This is a genomic window from Aquirufa sp. HETE-40SA, assembly GCF_054558635.1.
This window is the reverse complement of sequence record NZ_JBPXKN010000002.1, coordinates 200,235-221,824: the sequence shown is the minus strand read 5'-3', so window position 1 is coordinate 221,824 and position 21,590 is coordinate 200,235. Positions and strand designations below refer to the sequence as shown.

At 43.2% G+C, this 21,590-nt stretch carries 20 protein-coding genes; 9 read left to right on the top strand and 11 right to left on the bottom strand.

Annotation, left to right across the window (positions count from 1 at the left end; translation table 11 throughout):
* Positions 1-20: 20 nt before the first annotated feature.
* On the bottom strand, positions 21-965 hold the full coding sequence (locus ACRZ9O_RS06295) for a hypothetical protein (RefSeq protein ID WP_459457440.1): 945 nt from the start codon (positions 963-965) through the stop codon (positions 21-23).
* Positions 966-1,083: 118 nt separating this feature from the next.
* Here ACRZ9O_RS06295 and nadB point away from each other — a divergent pair, with 118 nt between their 5' ends.
* Complete coding sequence (gene nadB / locus ACRZ9O_RS06290; protein ID WP_459457438.1) at positions 1,084-2,664, top strand: L-aspartate oxidase; 1,581 nt, start codon at positions 1,084-1,086, stop codon at positions 2,662-2,664.
* Here nadB and udk read toward each other — a convergent pair.
* Together udk and ACRZ9O_RS06280 are read right to left on the bottom strand one after the other, a co-directional pair.
* The gene (gene udk / locus ACRZ9O_RS06285; RefSeq protein ID WP_459457436.1) at positions 2,647-3,270 is read right to left on the bottom strand and encodes a uridine kinase; all 624 of its coding nucleotides are present in this window, start codon (positions 3,268-3,270) and stop codon (positions 2,647-2,649) included. The two genes, nadB and udk, sit on opposite strands and share 18 nt — an antisense overlap.
* A gap of 60 nt (positions 3,271-3,330) precedes the next feature.
* Positions 3,331-3,834: a hypothetical protein gene (locus tag ACRZ9O_RS06280; RefSeq protein WP_459457434.1), complete on the bottom strand. Its 504-nt coding sequence runs from the start codon at positions 3,832-3,834 to the stop codon at positions 3,331-3,333.
* A gap of 45 nt (positions 3,835-3,879) precedes the next feature.
* Between ACRZ9O_RS06280 and ACRZ9O_RS06275 the strand changes: the two genes are divergently transcribed.
* Genes ACRZ9O_RS06275 through ACRZ9O_RS06265 form a run of 3 tightly spaced genes read left to right on the top strand, consistent with a single transcriptional unit; the run spans position 3,880 to position 4,972 of the window.
* Complete coding sequence (locus tag ACRZ9O_RS06275) at positions 3,880-4,380, top strand: gamma carbonic anhydrase family protein (protein ID WP_459457432.1); 501 nt, start codon at positions 3,880-3,882, stop codon at positions 4,378-4,380.
* Positions 4,380-4,829, top strand: coding sequence for a SixA phosphatase family protein (locus ACRZ9O_RS06270; protein ID WP_459457431.1), 450 nt, complete (start codon positions 4,380-4,382; stop codon positions 4,827-4,829). Before ACRZ9O_RS06275 ends, ACRZ9O_RS06270 begins: the two co-directional genes overlap by 1 nt.
* A complete protein-coding gene (locus tag ACRZ9O_RS06265; protein WP_459457429.1) occupies positions 4,826-4,972 on the top strand; it encodes a hypothetical protein in 147 nt (48 codons plus the stop codon). The genes ACRZ9O_RS06270 and ACRZ9O_RS06265 overlap by 4 nt, the downstream gene beginning before the upstream one ends.
* Before the next feature lie 207 nt (positions 4,973-5,179).
* Here the strand turns inward: ACRZ9O_RS06265 and ACRZ9O_RS06260 are convergent, their stop codons facing one another.
* The 6 genes from ACRZ9O_RS06260 to ACRZ9O_RS06235 are packed head-to-tail and all read right to left on the bottom strand — an operon-like array spanning position 5,180 to position 11,480.
* Positions 5,180-5,707: a YfiT family bacillithiol transferase gene (locus tag ACRZ9O_RS06260; protein ID WP_459457427.1), complete on the bottom strand. Its 528-nt coding sequence runs from the start codon at positions 5,705-5,707 to the stop codon at positions 5,180-5,182.
* Complete coding sequence (locus ACRZ9O_RS06255; RefSeq protein WP_459457425.1) at positions 5,700-7,400, bottom strand: D-alanine--D-alanine ligase family protein; 1,701 nt, start codon at positions 7,398-7,400, stop codon at positions 5,700-5,702. Before ACRZ9O_RS06255 ends, ACRZ9O_RS06260 begins: the two co-directional genes overlap by 8 nt.
* Positions 7,401-7,407: 7 nt before the next feature.
* Complete coding sequence (locus ACRZ9O_RS06250; RefSeq protein ID WP_395618640.1) at positions 7,408-7,650, bottom strand: NifU family protein; 243 nt, start codon at positions 7,648-7,650, stop codon at positions 7,408-7,410.
* Position 7,651: 1 nt separating this feature from the next.
* Positions 7,652-8,734: an Mrp/NBP35 family ATP-binding protein gene (locus tag ACRZ9O_RS06245; protein ID WP_459457422.1), complete on the bottom strand. Its 1,083-nt coding sequence runs from the start codon at positions 8,732-8,734 to the stop codon at positions 7,652-7,654.
* A gap of 23 nt (positions 8,735-8,757) precedes the next feature.
* Complete coding sequence (locus ACRZ9O_RS06240; RefSeq protein WP_459457420.1) at positions 8,758-9,720, bottom strand: GSCFA domain-containing protein; 963 nt, start codon at positions 9,718-9,720, stop codon at positions 8,758-8,760.
* On the bottom strand, positions 9,720-11,480 hold the full coding sequence (locus ACRZ9O_RS06235) for a DUF885 domain-containing protein (protein WP_459457418.1): 1,761 nt from the start codon (positions 11,478-11,480) through the stop codon (positions 9,720-9,722). The genes ACRZ9O_RS06240 and ACRZ9O_RS06235 overlap by 1 nt, the downstream gene beginning before the upstream one ends.
* A gap of 88 nt (positions 11,481-11,568) precedes the next feature.
* Here ACRZ9O_RS06235 and ACRZ9O_RS06230 point away from each other — a divergent pair, with 88 nt between their 5' ends.
* Positions 11,569-14,208, top strand: a complete 2,640-nt coding sequence (locus ACRZ9O_RS06230; RefSeq protein WP_459457416.1) for an MGH1-like glycoside hydrolase domain-containing protein — start codon at positions 11,569-11,571, stop codon at positions 14,206-14,208.
* Entirely contained in the window at positions 14,195-14,668 is a 474-nt protein-coding gene (locus ACRZ9O_RS06225; protein ID WP_459457414.1) for a RidA family protein, read from the top strand. Before ACRZ9O_RS06230 ends, ACRZ9O_RS06225 begins: the two co-directional genes overlap by 14 nt.
* Here the strand turns inward: ACRZ9O_RS06225 and nadA are convergent.
* Complete coding sequence (nadA, locus tag ACRZ9O_RS06220; RefSeq protein ID WP_459457412.1) at positions 14,665-15,651, bottom strand: quinolinate synthase NadA; 987 nt, start codon at positions 15,649-15,651, stop codon at positions 14,665-14,667. The two genes, ACRZ9O_RS06225 and nadA, sit on opposite strands and share 4 nt — an antisense overlap.
* The gene (gene nadC / locus ACRZ9O_RS06215; RefSeq protein WP_459457410.1) at positions 15,648-16,502 is read right to left on the bottom strand and encodes a carboxylating nicotinate-nucleotide diphosphorylase; all 855 of its coding nucleotides are present in this window, start codon (positions 16,500-16,502) and stop codon (positions 15,648-15,650) included. Before nadC ends, nadA begins: the two co-directional genes overlap by 4 nt.
* An 83-nt stretch (positions 16,503-16,585) precedes the next feature.
* On the opposite strand from nadC, the gene ACRZ9O_RS06210 reads away from it, so the two are divergent.
* The 3 genes from ACRZ9O_RS06210 to ACRZ9O_RS06200 all read left to right on the top strand — a co-directional run bounded on the left by ACRZ9O_RS06210 (position 16,586) and on the right by ACRZ9O_RS06200 (position 21,496).
* Complete coding sequence (locus tag ACRZ9O_RS06210; RefSeq protein WP_459457408.1) at positions 16,586-16,915, top strand: hypothetical protein; 330 nt, start codon at positions 16,586-16,588, stop codon at positions 16,913-16,915.
* Positions 16,916-17,050: 135 nt separating this feature from the next.
* On the top strand, positions 17,051-19,981 hold the full coding sequence (secDF, locus tag ACRZ9O_RS06205; RefSeq protein ID WP_459457406.1) for a protein translocase subunit SecDF: 2,931 nt from the start codon (positions 17,051-17,053) through the stop codon (positions 19,979-19,981).
* Positions 19,982-20,047: 66 nt separating this feature from the next.
* Positions 20,048-21,496 (top strand): amino acid permease, encoded by a 1,449-nt coding sequence (locus ACRZ9O_RS06200; protein ID WP_395618630.1) that lies wholly within the window; start codon positions 20,048-20,050, stop codon positions 21,494-21,496.
* The last annotated feature ends 94 nt before the right edge of the window (positions 21,497-21,590 follow it).

Sequence of the window (21,590 nt, the reverse complement as noted above, 5' to 3'; positions counted from 1 at the left end):
TTTAATTTTTTTAGTAGAGATTATTTAACCTCAAATGCGCCTGTTCCTATTTGGAAACCTTCTGCATATAATTCAACAGAATACTTACCAGGCTTGTATACCACTGGACCACGAGGGTAGGTAACGGCTACTGTTTGGCCATCATTTGTATATTCAAATGTTTGCTTAGTCGTGTAGGCTAACTCTTTTCCATTTTGAGTCATACGGCCAGAACCGATCGCTTCATCCGATAAAGTAGCGCCTTCAGAGTCTAACACACGAATGTAAACGGTCTTGTTTTCTAACTTCGTTATAGGGTTCGTTGCTAAGCTAAAAACCACCTTCAGTTTCTCGATTTTCTTTCCATTCAAACGAGTTCTTTCAGTCTCTTTTCCTTTTGCATTAACCGCTAACACTTTCACATTTTGCGCTTTCAAAGCAGCTGCAATGCTAACTTTGCGGGCTAATTCTTTGTTCTTTTCGCTTACCGAAGTTAGTGTATCAGCTAACGTTTTGTTTTGGTTTTTTAATCCAGAATTCTCTGTATTTAACGTTGTATTCTGAGTTGTTAACGTTTGGTTGTTTTCTGTTAAAATCCCGTTTTGCTTTTTCAACTCAACGATTTCGCCATCCTTTGTGGTCAACACGGCATTGTATTCTTTGATCTTCGCTTCATAAGAGGCAATAGAAGCTCTATTTGAACTTTTTAAAGAAGCTTTATCTTGTTCTAATTGTGCTTTCAAAGCTTCTAAGTCAGCTACTTGACCACCTAAAGATTTGATTTCAGCGATTTTAGCATCTAATTGAGTAGAGATTGAATCTAAAGAAGTACGTGTATTAGCTAGTTCAGTTGCTTTTTGTTCAATTTGTGTAGCTTGGTCTTTCGTCGTTTGATACGAACGGAAGTACAAAACTCCCAATACTGCCGTTAGCACAGCTAAGACAATTAGGGCAGTTTTTGAATTGTTATTAGGCGATTGTTCCATTTGTTATAAATTGATTTTTAAGGGTTTATATAATTTACAGGCGCAAAAGTACAAAATAAAGTCCACATTTCGGTTTGAAGGCTCTTTTTGATTAATTTGCATACCTTATTCATATCCTATGCCTACATACGACTTCATTGTCATCGGTTCTGGAATTGCAGGATTATCCTACACGGTAAAGGTGGCGGACTATTTTCAGCAACGCCAAATTCCTATCAAAATTGCTTTGATAACGAAGACCGTTGCAGAAGAAACGAATACAAAATACGCGCAAGGTGGAATTGCAACCGTTTGGGATACAGCGGATTCATTCGAAAAACATATCGACGATACGATGGTGGCGGGGGACTTTGTGAGTGATCGCAAAGTGGTGGAAATCGTGGTAAAAGAGGCGCCAGAACGCCTCAAGGAATTGATCGAATATGGCACGGAATTTGATCGCCAAGCAGATGGTAGTTTTGATTTGGTTAAAGAAGGAGGCCACTCGGATAAGCGCATTTTGCACCACAAGGATTCGACTGGAAATGAAATAGAAAGGGCATTATTAGCAAAAGTTAAATCCTATCCTTCGGTTGATTTTTTCACACATTATTTCGCCGTAGATTTAATTACCCAGCACCATTTAGGGGAGAAAGTGACGAAAGATACGCCGGGTAAGAAGTGTTTTGGGGTCTATGTTTTGAACCTCAAGACGAATAAAATTGAAACTTTTTTAGGAAAAACCACGCTTCTTGCGACGGGTGGAATCGGTCAAGTCTATCAATCGACAACGAATCCCACGATTGCGACTGGGGACGGAATCGCGATGGCCTATCGGGCGAAAGCCTTTGTTCAAGGAATGGAATTCATTCAATTTCACCCTACAGCCTTATTTAATCCAGGTAAGAAACCATCGTTCTTAATTTCGGAAGCGGTACGTGGTCACGGGGGAATTTTGAAGAATCAAGACGGGTCTACTTTCATGGAGAAATACGATGCGCGACTGTCTTTAGCCCCTCGGGATATTGTGGCTCGAGCGATCGATTCAGAGATGAAAAAGAATGGAACGGACCATGTATTCTTGGATACCCGTCACATTCCGAAAGAAGAAATTTTGCAGCATTTCCCGATGATTTATAACCACTGCTTGCAGGTGTTAGGCATCGATATGTCCAAAGATATGATTCCAGTCGTTCCCGCACAGCATTATTTATGTGGCGGAATTATTGTGAATGAATATAGCCAAACCAATATAGAAAACTTGTATGCCGCTGGCGAATGTTCGTTTACGGGCTTGCATGGAGCAAATCGTTTGGCATCTAATTCTCTCTTGGAAGCGATCGTTTATGCACACCGCGCATTCGAAAAATCGGTTTCCGAGTACGGCACGCAGGTCTTGCCGGAAGGCATTCCTTCTTGGAATGATGATGGCACACGTCATCCGGAGGAGATGGTCTTAGTAACAGAGATGACTCGTGAGCTTGAGTCAATCATGTCAAATTACGTGGGAATTGTTCGGACGGATCGCCGTTTGAAACGAGCCTACGATCGTTTGGAATTAATCTATTTAGAGCATGAGGAATTGTACCGTCAATCGAAAATCACAGTGCCTTTATGCGAATTAAGAAATATGATTAATGTGGCCTATTTGATTATCAAACACGCGCGGGCACAACAGGAAAACAAAGGTTTGCACTATAACCTAGATCTGATTCTTTAGGTAAGAAACGATTACATCCAGTCCTTTTTCGAAGTGGTGGTTGTTCGGGATCACGATATCGCAGCTACGTTTGTGAGGACGAATGTATTCCTCGTAAGTCGGTTTTACGTGGTATTTCCAGCGGTACATTACATCCTGTAAATCGTATCCGCGCTCTTCATTATCACGTTTGATTCTGCGCTTTAATTTAATTTTATCTTGTGCGTCGATGAATATTTTGAGGTCCAAAAGTTGGGCCACCTCCGGGAAGTGAAACACAAAAATTCCCTCTACCACCAGGATTTTACGCGGATGAAAATGCAACATGTCAGGCACTTTCTCCGTGTTATTAAAGGTGTATTCGACACGACTGACTACCTCTCCATTCCGTAAACGTTCGATGTCAGCTGCAAAAGCTTTGTCATCAATGGCCCCTGGAAGATCGAAGTTCTCAATTCCGTTGTGATCTTTGGTTTGGTGTTCGATGGGCCGGTAATAATTATCCTGGGACAAAAGGCAAATGTCATCCGTCTGGAACTGCTCCATTAATCGACTTAAAAAGAGGGTTTTACCTGAGGCACTACCTCCGGTGATACCGATAATAAAGGGACGTTCGATTGTTGACATGTCTGATTAATTCCGCTGCAAATTTGCGAAAAGGATTTTATTTAAGCTAAAAAACGACTTTCATTTTCGGAATTTGAGGTAAACGGCTACTTCGTCTTTCATTTCTGTGGCCACATGGTGAAGTCCTATACGCTCGAATTCTTCAATGATTTCTGTTTCGAAAAATAAGTCTTTCCCACATCCATCGTGTTGTAATCGCTCTATTTTGGAGACTTCTTCTTCGATGATGACGGTACCGCCGTCGGTTAAGGCATTGAATATTTTCGCCAGCATTTCTGTTCGGTTCTCGAACTCATGCCAGGCATTAAATATCCAGATTTGATTTTTTCTTTCAAGCTTCGCTGGATTTACCTCCATTTCTGTCTTCCAGGCTAAACCCGTTTTCTCTGAGAAATAGTCAATGCTATCTTGTATATCCTCTTCATTTACCAGCGGATCCACCAGTGCTAAATGCGCTACAGGATAATGCATGCATAATCCCACTTCCCACCAGCCATACCCACAACCTATAGAAGCGATATGATCTTGTTTTTGCCAAAGCCCAAATTCGTAGAATTCTTTCATCGATTCGCAATTTAAGGTATATTTGGCCAATAAAATAAAAAGCATATGGCGATTTTTATTGCACCGACGGCCAGCGTAATGGGCCGTGTATTTATTTCCAAGGATGTATCAGTTTGGTATGGCGCTGTGATTCGGGCAGATGTGGAGGAAATACATTTAGGAGAAGGCTGCAATATCCAGGATAATGCCGTTTTGCATGCAGATGAGGGCGATAAAACCATTATCGGGCCTAATGTAACGGTTGGTCATGGAGCGATAGTACATGGTGCTGAAATAGGCGAGGGGAGCTTAATAGGTATGCAAGCAACGATTTTAAATAGGGCCAAAGTAGGCAAATATTGCCTCATTGGCGCACATGCCTTAGTTACTGAAGGAATGGAAATCCCTGACTATTCCCTCGTTTTAGGAACTCCCGCTAAAGTCGTGAAGACCCTAAATGAAGACCAAATTAATCGATTGAAATTCGGACCACCGCATTATGTAAAAATGGGTGCCGAACACAAATCAGGCAAATACCCCTTATTAACCGCAGCAGATTTCGAATAATGGAACTCATACTCATTCGCCACGCTCATGCGGGCCCACATACCGCTGACGATAAGGGTCGCCATCTCTCGGAAAGAGGTATTGAAGAAGCACTTCTATTAGGAGAATGGATGCATTTGAAGCAATTTCCGGCAGGATTTTGGTTGATTTCCGATGCCATTCGCACACGCGAAACGGCCGAATTACTAGGTAAGCCCTTCTCAGAATTCGAGTTCTCAGAATTTTGGTATATCTCCAGCTGCCCCGATTATTTAAATGAAATCACAAAGCGAACTGAGCCTATTCTTTATCTAGTAGCTCATAATCCGTCTATTTCCTATCTAGCTTCTTATTTAACCGGTGAGATGATCCAAATGGAAACCGCCGGTTGTGTATCTTTGCACTTCCCAGGTCTTAATTCCTGGTCAGAAATCACCAAAGGCTCCGGCATTATTTCTCATCAACTATGAACAAGAACCAAAAAATCTTTCGCTGGGTTTTAATACTTTTTACGCTGTTGATGATTGCGTTAGCGGTGCAGATGGCAGTGAATACGACGGCGCCATGGAATAAAAAAGCGGCTTTAAAATCCAGAAATCGTCCTGCGGAATGATTTCTTAGATTTTTAACCCGTTTTTTATCTGGAGAGCTAACGTGTCTAACGCATAAAAATAGGGGCTTTTGCCCCTATTATATTTTATTCTAAATGCATCGCCGCAGGCGATTCAAACTCTATGCTTTATTCTTTGTGCTTTATGCTTTAAAAGAGTGCTTTATTCTTTAAAAAGAAATCTCTACTCTATACTCTCTTATCTCTACTCTAAAGAACCGAAGCAATATGACGAAGGTGATGCTCACAATGCCACGCATAAATCCCCAAAACCTTATCGAGCTGATACGTTATTCCGCGTTCAGGGTGCAAATAGGTTTTCTTCCAATCGGACTCTTTCATCGTTTCCATTAAGTATACCCAGCGTAAATGTACGTAGCGCAATCCTTCGATGGACCAAGCGATAGGTGCTTGATTGCCGTCTGGCATAGAAGCCCAATCGTCTTCGCTGTAAGGTTTAATAGTGGGGTTGTCTTCCGTTAGGGCCATTTTGAAACGGATGTAGCTGTTCATGTGGCTATCCATTAAATGGTGGATTACTTTGCGAGCTGACCAGCCGCCTTCGCGGTAAGGTTTCTCTAATAACGTTTCATCAACACCCTTTAATAGCGCAGTTAAATCGTCAGCAGTCGTTGCGATTGTTTTAATCCAAGCAGCTCTAATCTCAGGAGTAATGACCTCAGGCTGTTTGTATTTCCCTATCGGGTATTGCAATGGGTTAAGTTCTGTACTAGACATTCGTATAAAATTTAGTGATGTCGATAGCTGCCTCTCTAGTGTGTGCAATCAAGGGATGAACTCCCGTTTTGATCGCTTCTAACATTTCTTTGGCCGTATCTTTACTTAAATGAGCGACGTGCAAGGCAAGTAATGTTTCGCCTTCTTCGATTTCCAAAGGAGTACAAACACGGACGTTCTCCGTTCCAAGAGCAGCTAGTTCTGCTGCTTGAGACTTGATGGCTTGGAAGCTAGCTTCTAATGCTTCATCATTTGAGCCACTAATCTCTAAAACTTGGACTTCTTTTGCAGCTTTGGCTTGCAAGGAGGCTGCAATTGCCTCATCTAAGCCTTTTAATTGCTGGCATAAGACAAAGTAGTTTTTGCCGGTTCTTAAACGCTCGCGGATGGATTGACGAATGAAGTAGGTCAAAGAATCTGTCACGTTCAGCCCGATTTCGGCCATTTGCTTGAAGATTAATGAGCTAGGTGACATACCTGGAATGGTGTTAGGATCGTGTAAAACGACCACACCATTAGTGTCTAGGAATCCGTCGATGCGGGTGCAAACCCCAAATCCCAAGTCTTCAAACGCTTGTTTTACCTGTGCTTGGATCACTTGGAGGTGAGCTAGACTGGCGTGCATGGGGATGCGTTTGCGGGTTAATTTCGATTTGTATTTGGCATTAAAATCAAACACTTCTACTGATTCGTCTATGACGATTTCGGTGGGAGGGAGTGCCACCGCTTCTCCAGCTGGTGTTTGGATCACGCCGCAGCTGAATTCGTTTCCGTTCACGAAGGATTCCAATAAGATGGCATCCTCCGAGTGAATGGATTGGATGCTAGCTTTTGTAACGGTATGCGTGAAGTATTCTCGAAGGGATTCTAAAAGGTCTGCGGGGTGGTGGTAAACTTGTTTTTGGAACACGACTGGGAATCCGATTCCTTCGTCTAGGTTGACCATTTTTTGTAATAAAGTTACCTGTGCCTCATCGTCTAATTTAATCCACTCTTCCCGGTAAATTTCCTCGATAAAAAGACACTTTTTGATGGCTTTATCGAAGACTTCGAGTGAATCTTCCTTCACAAAGGCAAGGCCGATGGAGGATCCTTGGTGTGGGGCTTTGGCCACAAAAGGGATACCGATTTCTTTCTTTACTTGCTCGAAAAGAGTTTCGCGACCATACTTGTTATAATCATCACGCTGCAAAACAAAGAATTTCTTCTCCAGGCCTACCGATTTCTGTAGCCATTCGTTTTGCTTCGCCTTATCAATACCGATGGCCGAGCCTAAAAGACCTGGGCCTGAATAAGGAATGTTATACCATTCTAAAAGCCCTTGAATACTGCCGTCTTCAGCGCCTGGACCGTGCATCGCGATGAAGGCAAAGTCAAAGTGCTTCGAAAATTCAGCTGGTTGGATAATCGTTCCGACCTCTTGTAAAAGTGCAGTTGCATCTGCATCTGGCAAAGATTCGATGTAGACGTTGAAAGGAGCTGTTTGAAGTCGTTGCGGGGGGTAAAAAGAGCGAATAGACTCCTCAAAAATGAGTTCTTCCTTGATCAAGATGAAGTTCCCTAAACTATCCACGAAAACGGGGATAGGTTGAAACAAGGCCTTGTTCAGGTGGGCCATCGCTGTTTTGCCTCCTAAAAAACTGATTTCCCGTTCACGCGCGGGGCCGCCAAAAAATATTCCTATCCGCATCATGTGCCTTTTAGGGTTTTACTTCTTCTACTGCTGTTATTTCTGGGACATCTCTGCGGATGGCCTCTTCTACGCCTGCTCTAAACGTCATGGTGGACATATTGCAGGATTGGCAATTGCCCGTTAATGCTAGTTTAAGTACATTATCGGGAGTGATTTCAACAACTTCCACATTGCCTCCGTCTGCCACTAAATAGGGTCGAATACTGTCTAGCGCTGTTTGAATACGAGCATGTAGTGGGTGATTTTCCATATTAAGAGGCTTGATTATTTGCGTTCGAGATAGCAACTTGTTGGGCTAAATTGGCGGCGATGCTAGCAAAAGCATCAGCACTAGGGCCTTCAGTTGAAGCAATGGGCTTTCCATCGTCACCCGCTTCGCGAATAGCTTGAATTAATGGAACCTCCCCTAAGAAAGGAACCGCATATTTTTCGGCTAATTGCTTTCCGCCATCCTTGCCAAACAAATAGTATTTGTTTTCAGGCAATTCAGCCGGAGTGAAATAGGCCATATTTTCAACTAATCCTAATAAAGGTACGTTGATGCCGGCTTGTTTAAAGAAGGCTAAACCTTTAGTAGCATCAGATAGGGCGACTTTTTGAGGTGTCGTTACGATTACTGCACCAGTAAGTTTGATTAGCTGAACTAAAGTTAAGTGGATATCAGAGGTTCCGGGAGGGAGGTCGATTAGTAAATAGTCTAATTCGTCCCAGTTTGTATCTCCAAAAAACTGACGCAAAGCCTGCGTCATCATTGGTCCTCTCCACGGCACAGGACTTTCGCTCGGAGCTAAAAAACCCATCGAGATCATCTTAATGCCATATTGCATGATCGGTTGAATGCGATTCTTGCCGTCTACCTCTGTTACTAGAGGCTGCAAATCTTCTGCGCCAAACATCACGGGAATCGAAGGTCCAGAAATGTCTGCGTCTAAAATACCCACTTTCGCCCCAGCATTTTTCAAGGCCATGGCTAAGTTCGCCGTTACGGTAGATTTTCCTACGCCACCTTTTCCGGAGGCAATGGCAATCACATTTTTAACGCCAGGAATTAATGGATCTTTCGAGGTAAGTGAAGTTACCTCAGCTGTCATATTGATGACGATTTTTAAGTCTGGATGCACTAAGTTGTGAATCGCATCCTCGCAATCTTTTCTAATCTTCTCTTTTAGTGGGCAGGCAGGTGTTGTTAATACAACGGTGAAACGAACTTCCCCTACGCCTAATTCCACGTCTTTAATCATATTCAAGGTCACTAAATCCTTCTTCAGATCTGGCTCTTGAACGGTACTTAAGGCACCTAATATAATCTCTTTGCTTACGCTTAATTCTCCCATGAATCTCTTTTCCTTTTCAAACCTCAAATATAGGTGTTTTTTATTTCATGCGCGACGTATTCGGCGATTTTGCACGTATCTATTTCTTGGTATTTTTCGGCATTTAATTCCGCTAATAACACTTCTAAAACACGACGGTGATCGAATAATTTCGACGGATGGGGTCTGTGTGCCAAAGTCCGGTAGATCGAATCCCATCGCTTCGCAATCATCTGTAGTTCTGGGTCGAAATAGGTCGACATAAATCGTCCCCATATATATTCTTGCGCTTGCTCGTTCGGGTGGATCATATCTGCCTCATAAAAGCGATAGTCCCGCAATTCATCCAACATAATCTCATAGGCTGGAAAATAATGAACGTTTTCAAATTGTTTAGCAACCATATCAGCCGCCACGCGCAGTGTCGATTTTGAAACCTGGTTCTCAGGCATGCCCTCTTTTGTGTGACGAACGGGGGAAATGGTCAGAACGACTTGCGTCGTAGCTGGGAGAGTGGAGTGTAGAGAGCAAAAATTTGAAACGATCTCATCCACGGTTGAAAGTCGTTTTTCAAAACGCTCTACTGGCATCTTGTGGCAGTTAGCAACTGTTTTATTTAGATGTTTGTCAAAATAACTAAATGAAGTTCCCCAGGTTAGGATTAAAAAGTCAGTGGAACCGACAAAGGAAGAGACCTCTGTTGCCACCGAACGAATGTCCGCCATCAACTCTGACGAGGAAGAGGCTGTGAATATAGAATGGTAATCCGGGTGCAAAAAATACCCGCCGTGTTCATATAAATCCTCGGAAACCTCCCCTGATAAAGCCCTAGAAATGGCAAATGGATGAAACAAGGTGCCAAAAGGCTGTGTCATCACCCCGAGTAGTAATTTACTTAAGCGCGCGCCCATCGAGGCTGCGAAGCAAGATCCCATTGTCAGCACCTTGCTCCTGTGATTCAAGAGCGAAGGTGCTGGTGGTATGGGGAATGTTGTCGTAAAATTCATTATTTCACGGAAGTCGCCCAAGCATTCATTTTGGTTTCCAAAACGTCTAAAGGCATATTTCCATCCTTTAACAATTCGTCATGGAAATCAGATAACTTGAATTTAGAGCCCATTTCTTTCGTCAAGCGATCGCGAATCTCACGAATCTTTAAGGCACCGATTTTGTAGCTTAATGCTTGCGCAGGGATCGCCATGTAACGCTCGATTTCCGCAACAGTCCCCTCTTCGCTTAATGGTTCATTGTCCATCATATACTTAATTGCTTCTTCGCGGGTCATGTTTTTCGAGTGCATTCCAGCATCTACTACTAATCGAATAGCGCGGTGCATTTCATCGCCTAGTGCGCCCATATATTGGTATGGATCCGTGTAAAGACCTAATTCTTTTCCTAGACTTTCTGTGTATAATGCCCAACCTTCTGCATAAGCTGAGTTGCCTCCGAAGCGGCGGAACTTAGGTAAATCGCCATTTTCTTGCTGCAAGCTGATTTGGTAATGGTGGCCAGGAATCGCTTCGTGTAAGAATAAACTTTCCATTCCAGAAGTAAAGTTGAATTTTTTAGCGTCCAAAATAGGCACATAGAAAATGCCCGGGCGCGTTCCGTCTTCTGATCCTTGGAAGTATTCTGCAGACGCAGAAGCGGCACGGAAGGCTTCTGTTTGGCGTATTTCAAATGGTGTTTTAGGTACACGTCCAAACATGGTCTTTAAAGATGGTTCCATCTTCTTGTGAATCGCGTGGAATGCAGCTAAAACCTCTGCTGGTGTTTTGTATGGATAGAATTTAGGATCCGTCTTCATGTGATCGAAGAATTCACCTAAGGTTCCTTTGAAACCTACGGCATTCTTCGTTTTCTCCATTTCCGTACGAATACGTTTTACCTCACTTAAGCCCGTTTGGTAGATTTCATCCGCTGGTTTGTCTGTCGTTGTCAGCACTCGGATTAAGTATTGGTAATAAGCTGCTCCATTTTTTATGGCGCTTATACCTGTGCTGGTACGCGCTTTTGGTAGGTATTCATCTTGAATAAATGTAGCTAAGCGAGCATAAACCGGTAAGATTTCGTTTTGTATCGTTGCGGAATATTCTGCTGTGATGCGTTTTTTATCCGCCTCAGAAAAAGAGGCTGGGAATTGCTTCAAAGGACCATAAAAAGTCGATTCTTTAATATCCTTTACTGCAAAAGAGCTTAATTGTGGAATGATTTTAACGACCAAAGCTTTTGGCAATACATAACCTTCCTTCATTCCTCTACGGAAATAAATAATCGATGAATCTAAGTAAGCAACGCCTTTTTTCATTCGCTTGCCCCAGTTATCATAATCCTTCACCGTCTTGAACGGCTGCATGACTTGACCTGAACCTAATTGTGCGAAGGTGAGGTGAAAACCGTAGAATTGGTTTAAAGGAGCCAAGTTATCAGGGTAAGTCAATCCTTCTAAACCTAATTTAATGTCGCGTGTCAATAAATCGTAAGTGATTTGATCGTTTGCATTTAAATCTGCGCGATTAAGTGCGGCTAGTGATTTTTCATATTTTACGAGCAATTCTTTGATTAATGCGCGGTGACTATCCGTAAAATCGATGTTTAATTGATCATTATAGCGATTATCACCGTTTGCTGTGGCAGCAGTAGGATTGAGTTTTAATTGATCTTCGTAGTAATCGCCCACGATTTTAGCTAATTCGGAAGAGGGTTGATCTGACTTTTTACAAGAGAAAAAAGACAAAACAAGACATAAATAGAGTAGTTTTTTCATAGTGAATTGGATGATTTTAGAGGCAATTTACGTAAATTGGTCATTGCATTTATACCTAAGTTAAGAAATTATACATTAAACATTTACTATGTCAGGATTGGGAGCGGAGCGCGCACGGTTACAATTACGAAACGATAATAAAGGCTGGAAAAAATGGGGTCCCTATTTGACGGAACGTCAATGGGGGACGGTGAGAGAGGATTATTCGGCTCATGGAAATGCGTGGGGTACGATTACACATGATATGGCTCGTTCGAAGGCCTATCGCTGGGGTGAAGAAGGAATCGGGGGTATTTCTGATAATAAACAACATGTTTGCTTTGCGTTCGCTTTTTGGAACCACCGGGATCACATCTTGAAAGAGCGGTTTTTTGGTCTAACTGGTGCGGAATCGAATCACGGGGAGGACGTGAAGGAATTATATTATTACCTGGATTCGACGCCTACGCATTCTTACCAAAAAATGCTGTACAAATATCCGCAGCATACTTTTCCCTACCAGAAACTGATTGATGAGTCGCAAAAGCGTAACCGGAAAGAACCGGAATACGAACTATTGGATACGGGGATTTTTGACACGAATGAATACTTCGATATTTCAATGGAATATGCGAAGGCAGACGAACAAGATATTTTGATTAAAGTAACCGTGGAAAACCGCTCGAAAGTGGCGGCGCCCATCACAGTGTTGCCTACCATTTGGTATCGCAATACCTGGTGCTGGGGTTACGAGAAATACAATTACAAGCCTCTTTTAACTGGTGTAGGCAATTCCTTCATCGAAGTCGATCACCGCGTGGTGGGTCGCTTTAAATTGTATGCGGAAGATGCGGATGAATTTCTTTTCTGTGACAATGAGACCAATTTTCAGCGCTTACATAACTCCCCCAATAATTCCCATTTTACGAAAGACGGGATTAATGAATATGTAGTAAATAAGAATAAACACGCGGTCAATCCGAACCACATTGGGACAAAAGCTTCCGTAAAATACACGGATAAAATTCCGGCGGGAGGAAAGAAAGTCTATCGTTTGCGTTTGAGTAATGTGACGCAAAGGGATCCATTCGCTGATTTTGACCAAATATTCGAAGATCGAATCATCGATGCCGATCAATTCTATGCGGAATTGCAGAAAGGAATTGAGGACGAGAATCTGCGTACAATTCAGCGCCAAGCATACGCTGGGATGCTGTGGACGAAACAGTGGTATTACTATAATGTGTTCGAATGGATTAAGGGAGATCCATCGATGCCTAAACCGCATGAGAGCCGTAAACATGGACGAAATAGCACCTGGAGGCACATGTATGCGGCGAACATTTTATCGATGCCGGATAAATGGGAGTACCCTTGGTTTGCGGCCTGGGATTTAGCGTTCCATACCTTGCCTTTGGCCAGATTAGATCCTGATTTTGCCAAAAGACAGCTAGCCGTTATCCTCCGCGAATATTACATGCACCCGAACGGCCAAATCCCAGCCTACGAATGGTCCTTCTCCGATGTTAATCCTCCTGTACATGCCTGGGCAACCTGGAAAGTATACGAGATCGACAAAGAAATGAATGGCGGAAAAGGGGACGTGGTCTTCTTAGAACGCATTTTCCATAAGTTATTATTGAACTTCACCTGGTGGGTGAACCTGAAAGATGAAGGAGGAAATAATATTTTTGGGGGTGGATTCTTAGGAATGGATAACATCGGTGTGTTTGATCGTTCCGCTAAATTACCCACCGGTGGGCACTTAGAGCAAGCAGACGGAACGGGTTGGATGGCGATGTATAGCTTAAATATGTTGCGCATAGCCTGTGAAATCGCGATTGAAAATCCGGTGTACCAAGATATGGCCTCGAAATTTTTTGAGCACTTCCTACACATCGCCGGAGCGATGCAATCGATCGGTGGCGATCTGAATCTTTGGGATGAGGACGACCAATTCTATTATGATATGTTGCATAAGGAGGATGGGTCAGCAGAATTATTGAAAGTACGCTCCATGGTAGGATTGATTCCACTCTTTGCCGTAGAAACGTTAACCGCTGAGATGTTAGAGAAATTGCCAGCTTTCAAACGCCGCGTGGAATGGGTATTAGCTAATCGTCCAGACCTAGCGAATTTGATTTCGCGCTGGTATGAACCGGGAAAAGGAGAAAGTCGATTGCTTTCGATTTTGCGTGGTCACCGGATGAAGATGATTATGAAAAGGATGTTTGATGAGAGTGAATTCTTGTCAGATTTTGGCATTAGAACCTTATCAAAATACCATAAAGAAAACCCATATCAATTTACCTATGAGGGGGGGACGCTGCAGGTCGAATATACACCAGCAGAATCTACGGGTGATATGTTTGGAGGAAATTCGAACTGGCGTGGACCTATTTGGTTCCCGATGAACTACTTGATTTTAGATTCCTTATCGAAATTCTCTGACTATTATGGATCGGATTACGAGGTAGAATTCCCCACAAATTCTGGGGAAATGATGAACATTAAAGATGCCGCTCGCGGGGTATCCGAACGTTTACTGGCTATGTTCGTTCCTGGTAAAGACGGTAAAACGCCGATGTACGGTGAATACAAGAAATTCCAAGATCCCCATTTTAAAGACTCACACCTCTTCTTCGAATACTTCGACGGAGATACCGGAAAAGGATTAGGCGCAAACCACCAAACGGGTTGGACGGGCTTAATCTCCGAAATAATCAGACAATTACATGGTAAAAACTAGTCCAGAAGAAAACTTTGCGGCCTTAGGCCTCACACTTCCACCCGCTCCTAAACCATTAGGGGTTTACAAACCGGGTTTACAAGTAGATCATTTTTACTATGTTTCAGGACATGGTACCGTGCAGACGGATGGCTCTTTGATCATCGGTCGCATCGGAAAAGACTTAGATATAGAGGAAGGTAAATTAGCAGCGCGCCAGGTGGGTTTAGCGATTTTGGCCACTTTAAAAGCACAATTAGGTTCCTTGAATCGCATCAAACGCGTCATCAAAGTCCTCGGAATGGTCAATGCGACGGAAGATTTTCAGCGTCACCCTTACGTCATCAATGGTTGTAGTGAATTATTCGCCCAAGTTTGGGGAGAAGAAAATGGCATAGGCGTTCGTTCCGCGGTGGGAATGGGGACTTTGCCAGATAATATTCCGGTAGAAATCGAAGCCGTTTTCGAGTTAAACGACTAAGCTGAAATAGTTAACATTGCTTTCAAGGCTTTATAGGCTGGAACGCGTGTTTCTTCGGCTAAATGGATCTCAGGTAATTCGTAATACAAAGCGTTGTACAATTTCTCTAGCGTATTCATTTTCATATACGGACACTCGCTGCAAGCGCAGGTGTTTTGCTCGTTTGCAGGTGCCGGAATCAAGTGCTTATGCGGCACAGACTGCTTCATCTTGTGTAAGATGCCCGCCTCTGTAGCCACGATGAAGGTGGAATTAGGTGACGTTTCCACGAATTTCAATAGAGCTGTCGTCGAACCTACATAGTCCGCTTCTTTTAAAATTACTTCCTTGCATTCCGGGTGCGCGATCAATAAGGCATCCGGGTATTCTTGTTTTAATACGGCTAATTTCTCTAATGAGATATCGATGTGCACCATGCAAGCGCCTTCCCAAAGAATCAATTCACGTCCCGTCTTGTGAGCCACATAGCGACCTAAGTTCGCGTCTGGAGCAAAGATGATTTCGCGATCCGCCGGAATGGATTCGACGATTTGAACCGCATTCGAGGAAGTACAAATGATGTCCGTCATCGCCTTGATATCGGCTGAACAGTTGATATAGGAAACGACAACAGCATTCGGGTGCTTCGCTTTTAATGCAGCAAATTCAGCCACTGGCACAGAATCTGCTAGGGAACAACCTGCGTTGAAGTCAGGTACTACTACTTTCTTTGTCGGATTTAAGATTTTCGCCGTTTCCCCCATGAAATGAACGCCACAGAAGACGATTAAATCAGCTTCCGTTTTCTCTGCCGCCTGGGATAAACCTAAGCTATCGCCTACGTAATCCGCCAGTTCTTGGATTTCACCATCCACATAGTAGTGTGCTAAAATCACCGCATTTTTCTCCTTCTTTAAACGTTGGATTTCAGTGATTAATTCAACTCCTTTCGGGGTAGAACGGGCGATGTAGCCCACTGCAGTTGCTTCTTCAGTTAAATTCATTTCGCTTTCAGACTTAAATCTAAACTTTTTACCTGGTGGGTTAAAGCCCCCACAGAAATATAATCGACCCCGGTTTCGCCATAGGCGCGAAGTGTTTTTTCGTTGATACCACCAGAAGCTTCAGTAGGGAACCGTCCGTTAATTTTGCGAATTGCATCGCGGAGGCGATCCGGTGAAAAATTATCTAACATAATACGTTTTACTCCGCCTATCGCTAGTACTTCATCTAATTCAGATTCATTTCTCACCTCGATCATGACATCAATCGGTTTCGCTAAGGTCTTATTATAGCTGAACGCTTTGTCTAAAGCTGCTTTAATTCCCCCCGCAAAATCCACGTGATTATCTTTGATCAAGATCATATCGAACAATCCATAGCGGTGATTAACCGCTCCACCTATCTTGCAGGCCCATTTTTCTGCCAAACGGAAATTAGGTGTCGTCTTTCTCGTATCTAATAATTTAGCTCGGGTTCCTTCTAAAATGTTGACTAAAGAACGCGTATAGGTCGCAATTCCAGACATCCGTTGCATGCAATTCAGGACTAAACGCTCTGCTCTTAAAATGGATTGAGAGGATCCGCTTACTTCTAAAACAACTTGTCCTGGCTCTATCCAGGTTCCATCTGTGATAAAAACCTGAACCTGTAATGAGGCATCTACTTCTGTAAATATAGCCTGAGCCAATTCTACTCCAGCCAGAACGCCTCGATCTTTCACTTTTAATTCTGCCGTACCCACTGCGTCTGCTGGCACTGTAGAAAGAGAGGTGTGATCACCTTCGCCTATATCTTCCCGGAGGGCAGATTGAATGAAGGCGCGGACATAAGCTGGTTCTGTGTATGAAAACATGTGGCGGTTTTAACGCTCCAAAATTACGAAAATTACCCGTAGAATTGATTTCTAAGAAAAATATCCTATTTTTGCTACTCACAATGCAAAAGAAGGTTAAAATATCCCATCTTATTCTGTTTATCCCCGTGCTATTTTGGCTCGTGGCTAAGCCTATTTCACTGTTCGCAGTAGAAACAGGAGCAGTAAAGACGGAGAAGACTTCTAAGCAAACGATTGTCAAGGCAGAACAGAACGTTTATCAATCTGCAACCAACCTACAACTCGATTTTCCCCAAGATTGGAACTTCACGAGCCCTACGGAAATCTTCGTTGCGCGCTCGATGCAAGCCATCAAATTGCCTACATTCACTCATCGTACGCAATTTTTACGCATTTTATTTACCCAATTTATAGCCACTCTGGCGCCGTGAGGCAATGAGTCCGAAGGGAATGAGTCCGAAGTCCGGAGGGGATAAGTCCATAAGGAGGTAGTCCGAAGTCCGGAGGCACCATTCACCATTTACCATTTATTTACCATTTACCATTCACCATTAACCATTTAAGTTATGCGTTACAAAAGTGCCATTATTTGGCTGTCTACCATTATTTCAGCCTTATGTATTTTCTTCCTTTCGTTTACGTGGAAGTCTAATCAATTAAAAGAACAAGCCATCCAATATGCTACTTCAGCAGATGGTAAAGTAGATGCGGCGAAGCGTTTACATTTCATTGATTCCCTTTGGAAACAACCCGTATATATCGGATATACTTTACAAGAAGTGACTCAGTATGCGTTGCAAAAAGGTCTTGACTTAGAAGGTGGTTTGCATGCGGTTTTAGAGGTTTCTCCAGCGGAAATCTTGCGTGCTTTATCAGGTAAGTCAAACGATCCAGCATTCGAAAAAGCATTAGCAGCGGCGGGTGCGGCGCAAGCGACTTCGACTAAATCGTTTAACGAATTGTTCTACGAAGAATTCGCGAAGGCAGCTCCTAACCAAACTTTGGCATCCGTATTCGCTAATTCAGTGAACCGCGGTAAAATCTCGTCTACATCGACTGATTCACAAGTGAAGAAGGTGATCGATGCAGAGATTGACGGTGCAGTGGATCGCGTTTATAAGATCATCCAAGCACGTATCGATAAATTCGGTGTAGCTAACCCGAATATTCAACGTCTTCCAGGTACGAACCGTATTCAGGTAGAATTACCAGGTGTGGAGAATCCAGAGCGTGCGCGCAAGTTATTATCAGGTGCAGCGAAATTAGAATTCGTAGAATGCTATGAATTGAACGAATATGGCGGTGGATTAAATGCGCTAGGTGATTTATTAGACAGAGAAGCAAAAGCTCCAGTGGCGGCTGCACCAGCGGCGGCTCCAGCAGCTAAGGATACGGCGACTAATGCATTAGCTAATAAATTAGCGGCAGCTCCAGCTACGAAAGATTCAGGAAAAGCGAAAGCAGATACGTCTGCAGGTTCGGCTTTGGCGAAATTATTCTTGCCTTTAGGAAACAGCATCGGTGTATATGTAAAAGATACGGCTCGTGTAAATGCTTTATTTGCGCGTGCAGAGGTGAAAGCGATGTTCCCAGCTAACTTAACGTTTGCTTGGGCAGCGAAAGGAATTCCAGCTAAGAATGGCGACGAAATCCTTTCTTTAGAGGCATTGAAAAAAGGCGAAGGTCAATCAGCTCCATTAGAGGGTGATGTGATTACCGATGCAGCGCAAGATTTCGATCAAGCGGGTCGTGCAGAAGTAACGATGGCGATGAACGGAACGGGTGCTCGTATTTGGAAAAACTTAACAGGTGCTAATATTGGACGTCGTATCGCGATCGTTTTAGATGGTTATGTGTATTCTGCTCCAGTGATTAATGGTGAGATTCCAGGTGGTCGTTCTTCGATCTCCGGAAGCTTCACAGTAGAAGAGGCAAAAGACTTAGCGAACGTATTGAAAGCAGGTAAATTACCAGCTCCTACGCGTATCGTGGAAGATGCGTTTATCGGTCCATCTTTAGGGGCTGAGTCGATCAACCAAGGGTATATGTCCATGGCTTTGGGATTATTATTAGTGATTGTCTTTATGATCGGTTACTATGGTACTCCAGGTTGGATGGCAAACTTAGCCTTGTTCTTTAACGTCTTCTTTATCGCAGGTGTTTTAGTCCAAATCCAAGCAGCTTTAACGCTTCCAGGTATCGCAGGTATCGTATTAACCTTAGGTATGGCGGTCGATGCGAACGTATTGATTAACGAGCGTATTCGTGAGGAATTACACAAAGGAAAAGGCTTATTGGATGCGATTAACGTAGGTTACGAGAAAGCATTGAGCGCGATTTTGGATGGTAACATCACGACGATATTGATCGGTGTGATCTTGATTATTTTCGGGTCAGGTTCTGTGAAAGGCTTCGGAGTAACACTTTGTATTGGTCTTGTAACGTCTGTATTTACAGCGGTTTATATTTCCCACATCTTAGTGGATTGGATGGCGAAACGTGCGATCAAAGCAGGTAAAGAGAAAGAAATGACATTCGAAACATTTATTTCACGTGATCTATTCAAAGGAATGAACTTCGATTTCATCGGAAAGCGTAAGTATTCGTATTGGTTCTCTTGGTCATTAATCGCTGTAGGTGCTATCGTTTTATTCATGCAAGGTGGATTTAACTTAGGTGTGGATTTCAAAGGTGGTCGTTCGTACGTAGTTGAGTTCAATCAAGCGGTTCCGACTGACAAAGTGAAGGAAGCTTTAGCGGATGATTTCGGTGGAAAAGGCGTAGAGGTGAAGACCTTTAACGGTGCTACGAAATTAAAAGTTACGACGTCTTACTTAGTAGAAGATGAGTCTATGACCGCGAATAATACAGTTCGTACAGCTTTAGAAACAGGTTTGAAGCAATTCTCTGCACAAGGACCTAAGGTTCTTTCGGAGTCCAAAGTAGGAGCGACGGTGGCCGATGATATTTTGACACAATCATTCGTGTCCATCTTCTATGCCTTGATCGCGATCTTTATCTACATCTTGATTCGTTTCCGTAAATGGCAATATTCATTAGGTGGTATTGTAGCCTTAGTTCACGATACGCTAGTGGTATTAGGTATGGTAGGTATCGTTCGTTTGTTTGGCTTCGAATTAGAAATCGACCAAGTATTTATCGCGGCGGTATTAACGGTGATTGGTTATTCGATCAATGATACCGTGGTCGTATTTGACCGTATCCGCGAGGAGATCGGATTGGATGCTGATTTAGGTAACAAAGAATTGATGATCAAAACGATTAACGAATCGATTAACCACACGATGTCTCGTACGGTAATGACAGCGACTACGGTATTCTTGGTAGTAACGGTGTTATTAATCTTCGGTGGTGACGTGTTAAGAGGTTTCTCTTTCGCGATGTTTATCGGGGTTGTGTTCGGTGCTTATTCGTCTATTTTCGTGGCGGCACCGATTGTGATTGACTTCGGAACTTCGAAGAAAGAAAAGAAATAATTTGTTCTGCTGGTTGCTCGAAGGGGTGACCAGCATTTTTTATATTTCATCTAATTTAAATCGACTATGAATAACAGCATTTGGAGAAAGAAACCCATGCATATGTTTGAGCAAGACATGCAAAAAAGTGAGCTCAAGCGTGTATTAGGTAAATGGAGTTTGACTGCGATCGGTATCGGTGCGATCATCGGTGGTGGAGTTTTCGTTTTAACAGGTACGGCGGCGCATTACCATGCGGGTCCAGCCTTAGCTTTATCCTTCGTGATTGCAGGGATTGGCTGTATTTTCGCGGCACTTTGCTATGCAGAGTTTGCAGCGATGTTGCCGGTAGAAGGTAGCGCCTATGCGTATGCTTATGGAACGGTAGGGGAGTTATTTGCGTGGATTATCGGTTGGGGATTGATCCTTGAATATGCGATGGGTGCGATGACGGTCGCCGTGAGTTGGTCTGGATATTTTAATAAACTCCTCCATCTCTTCGGGATACATTTACCAGCTAATTTAACGAATGATCCGGTTACCTTCGGTGGTGCTGCGGTGAATTTACCGGCTTTAGTGATTGTGTGGTTTGTGACTTGGATTCTCGTAAAGGGTATCAAAGAAGCAGCGAGCGCTAACAACTTAATCGTAGTCTTGAAAGTAGCCGTGATCCTTTTTGTGATCATCATGGGTGCGTTCTATATCGATGTAGCGAACTGGACTCCGTTCATTCCGGAAGAGACATTAGTGAAACACGAAAGTGGTGAAATGCTTCCGGCTTATGGCTGGGGTGGTATCATCTCAGGAGCGTCTGCGATCTTCTTTGCCTATATCGGTTTTGATGCTGTGTCTACACAAGCTGGCGAGGCGATCAATCCGAAGAAGGATATGCCTTTCGCGATCATTGCGTCACTTTTAATTTGTACGGTATTATACATCGCGGTTTCTTTAGTGTTAACGGGGATGATGAATTACAAAGATATCACGGGTGATGCGTTAAAGGCTCCAGTAGCTTTTGCATTTGATCAAGCGGGTCAACCTTGGGCCGTATTTGTTATCACAGCAGCAGCGACAGCCGGTTTATTATCGGTCATGTTAGTGATGATGTTAGGTCAAACGCGTGTGTTCTTGGGCATGGCGAAAGATGGGTTATTGCCAAAATTCTTCGCAGAGGTTCACCCTACGTTCAAAACTCCTTATAAGTCAACCATCTTAGTAGGAGCTGTTGTTTCTATTGTAGCCGGTTTCACTCCAATTTCATTATTAGGAGATATGACGAGTTTCGGTACGTTATTTGCCTTCACGATGGTGTGTTTAGCCGTTTGGATTCTTCGTTTCAGAGATCCAAACCGTGACCGACCATTCAAAGTGTCTGGCTTAAATATTATCGCTCCACTAGGTATCATAGTGAACACCTTCTTAATCTTGAACTTAGGCCGCACAGCGCAAATCTTTGCTATTGCGTGGTTATTGTTTGGATTAGTGGTTTACTTCTTGTACGGTAGACCCAAGTCTCACTTGAATACGAGAGAGTAATTCTTTCAATGAAAAGGAGCCGGGGCGACAGCCCCGGCTTTTTTTTGCCCTTTTAATTCCCCCTATTTTAGCGTATTTTTGCACCTTGATTTTT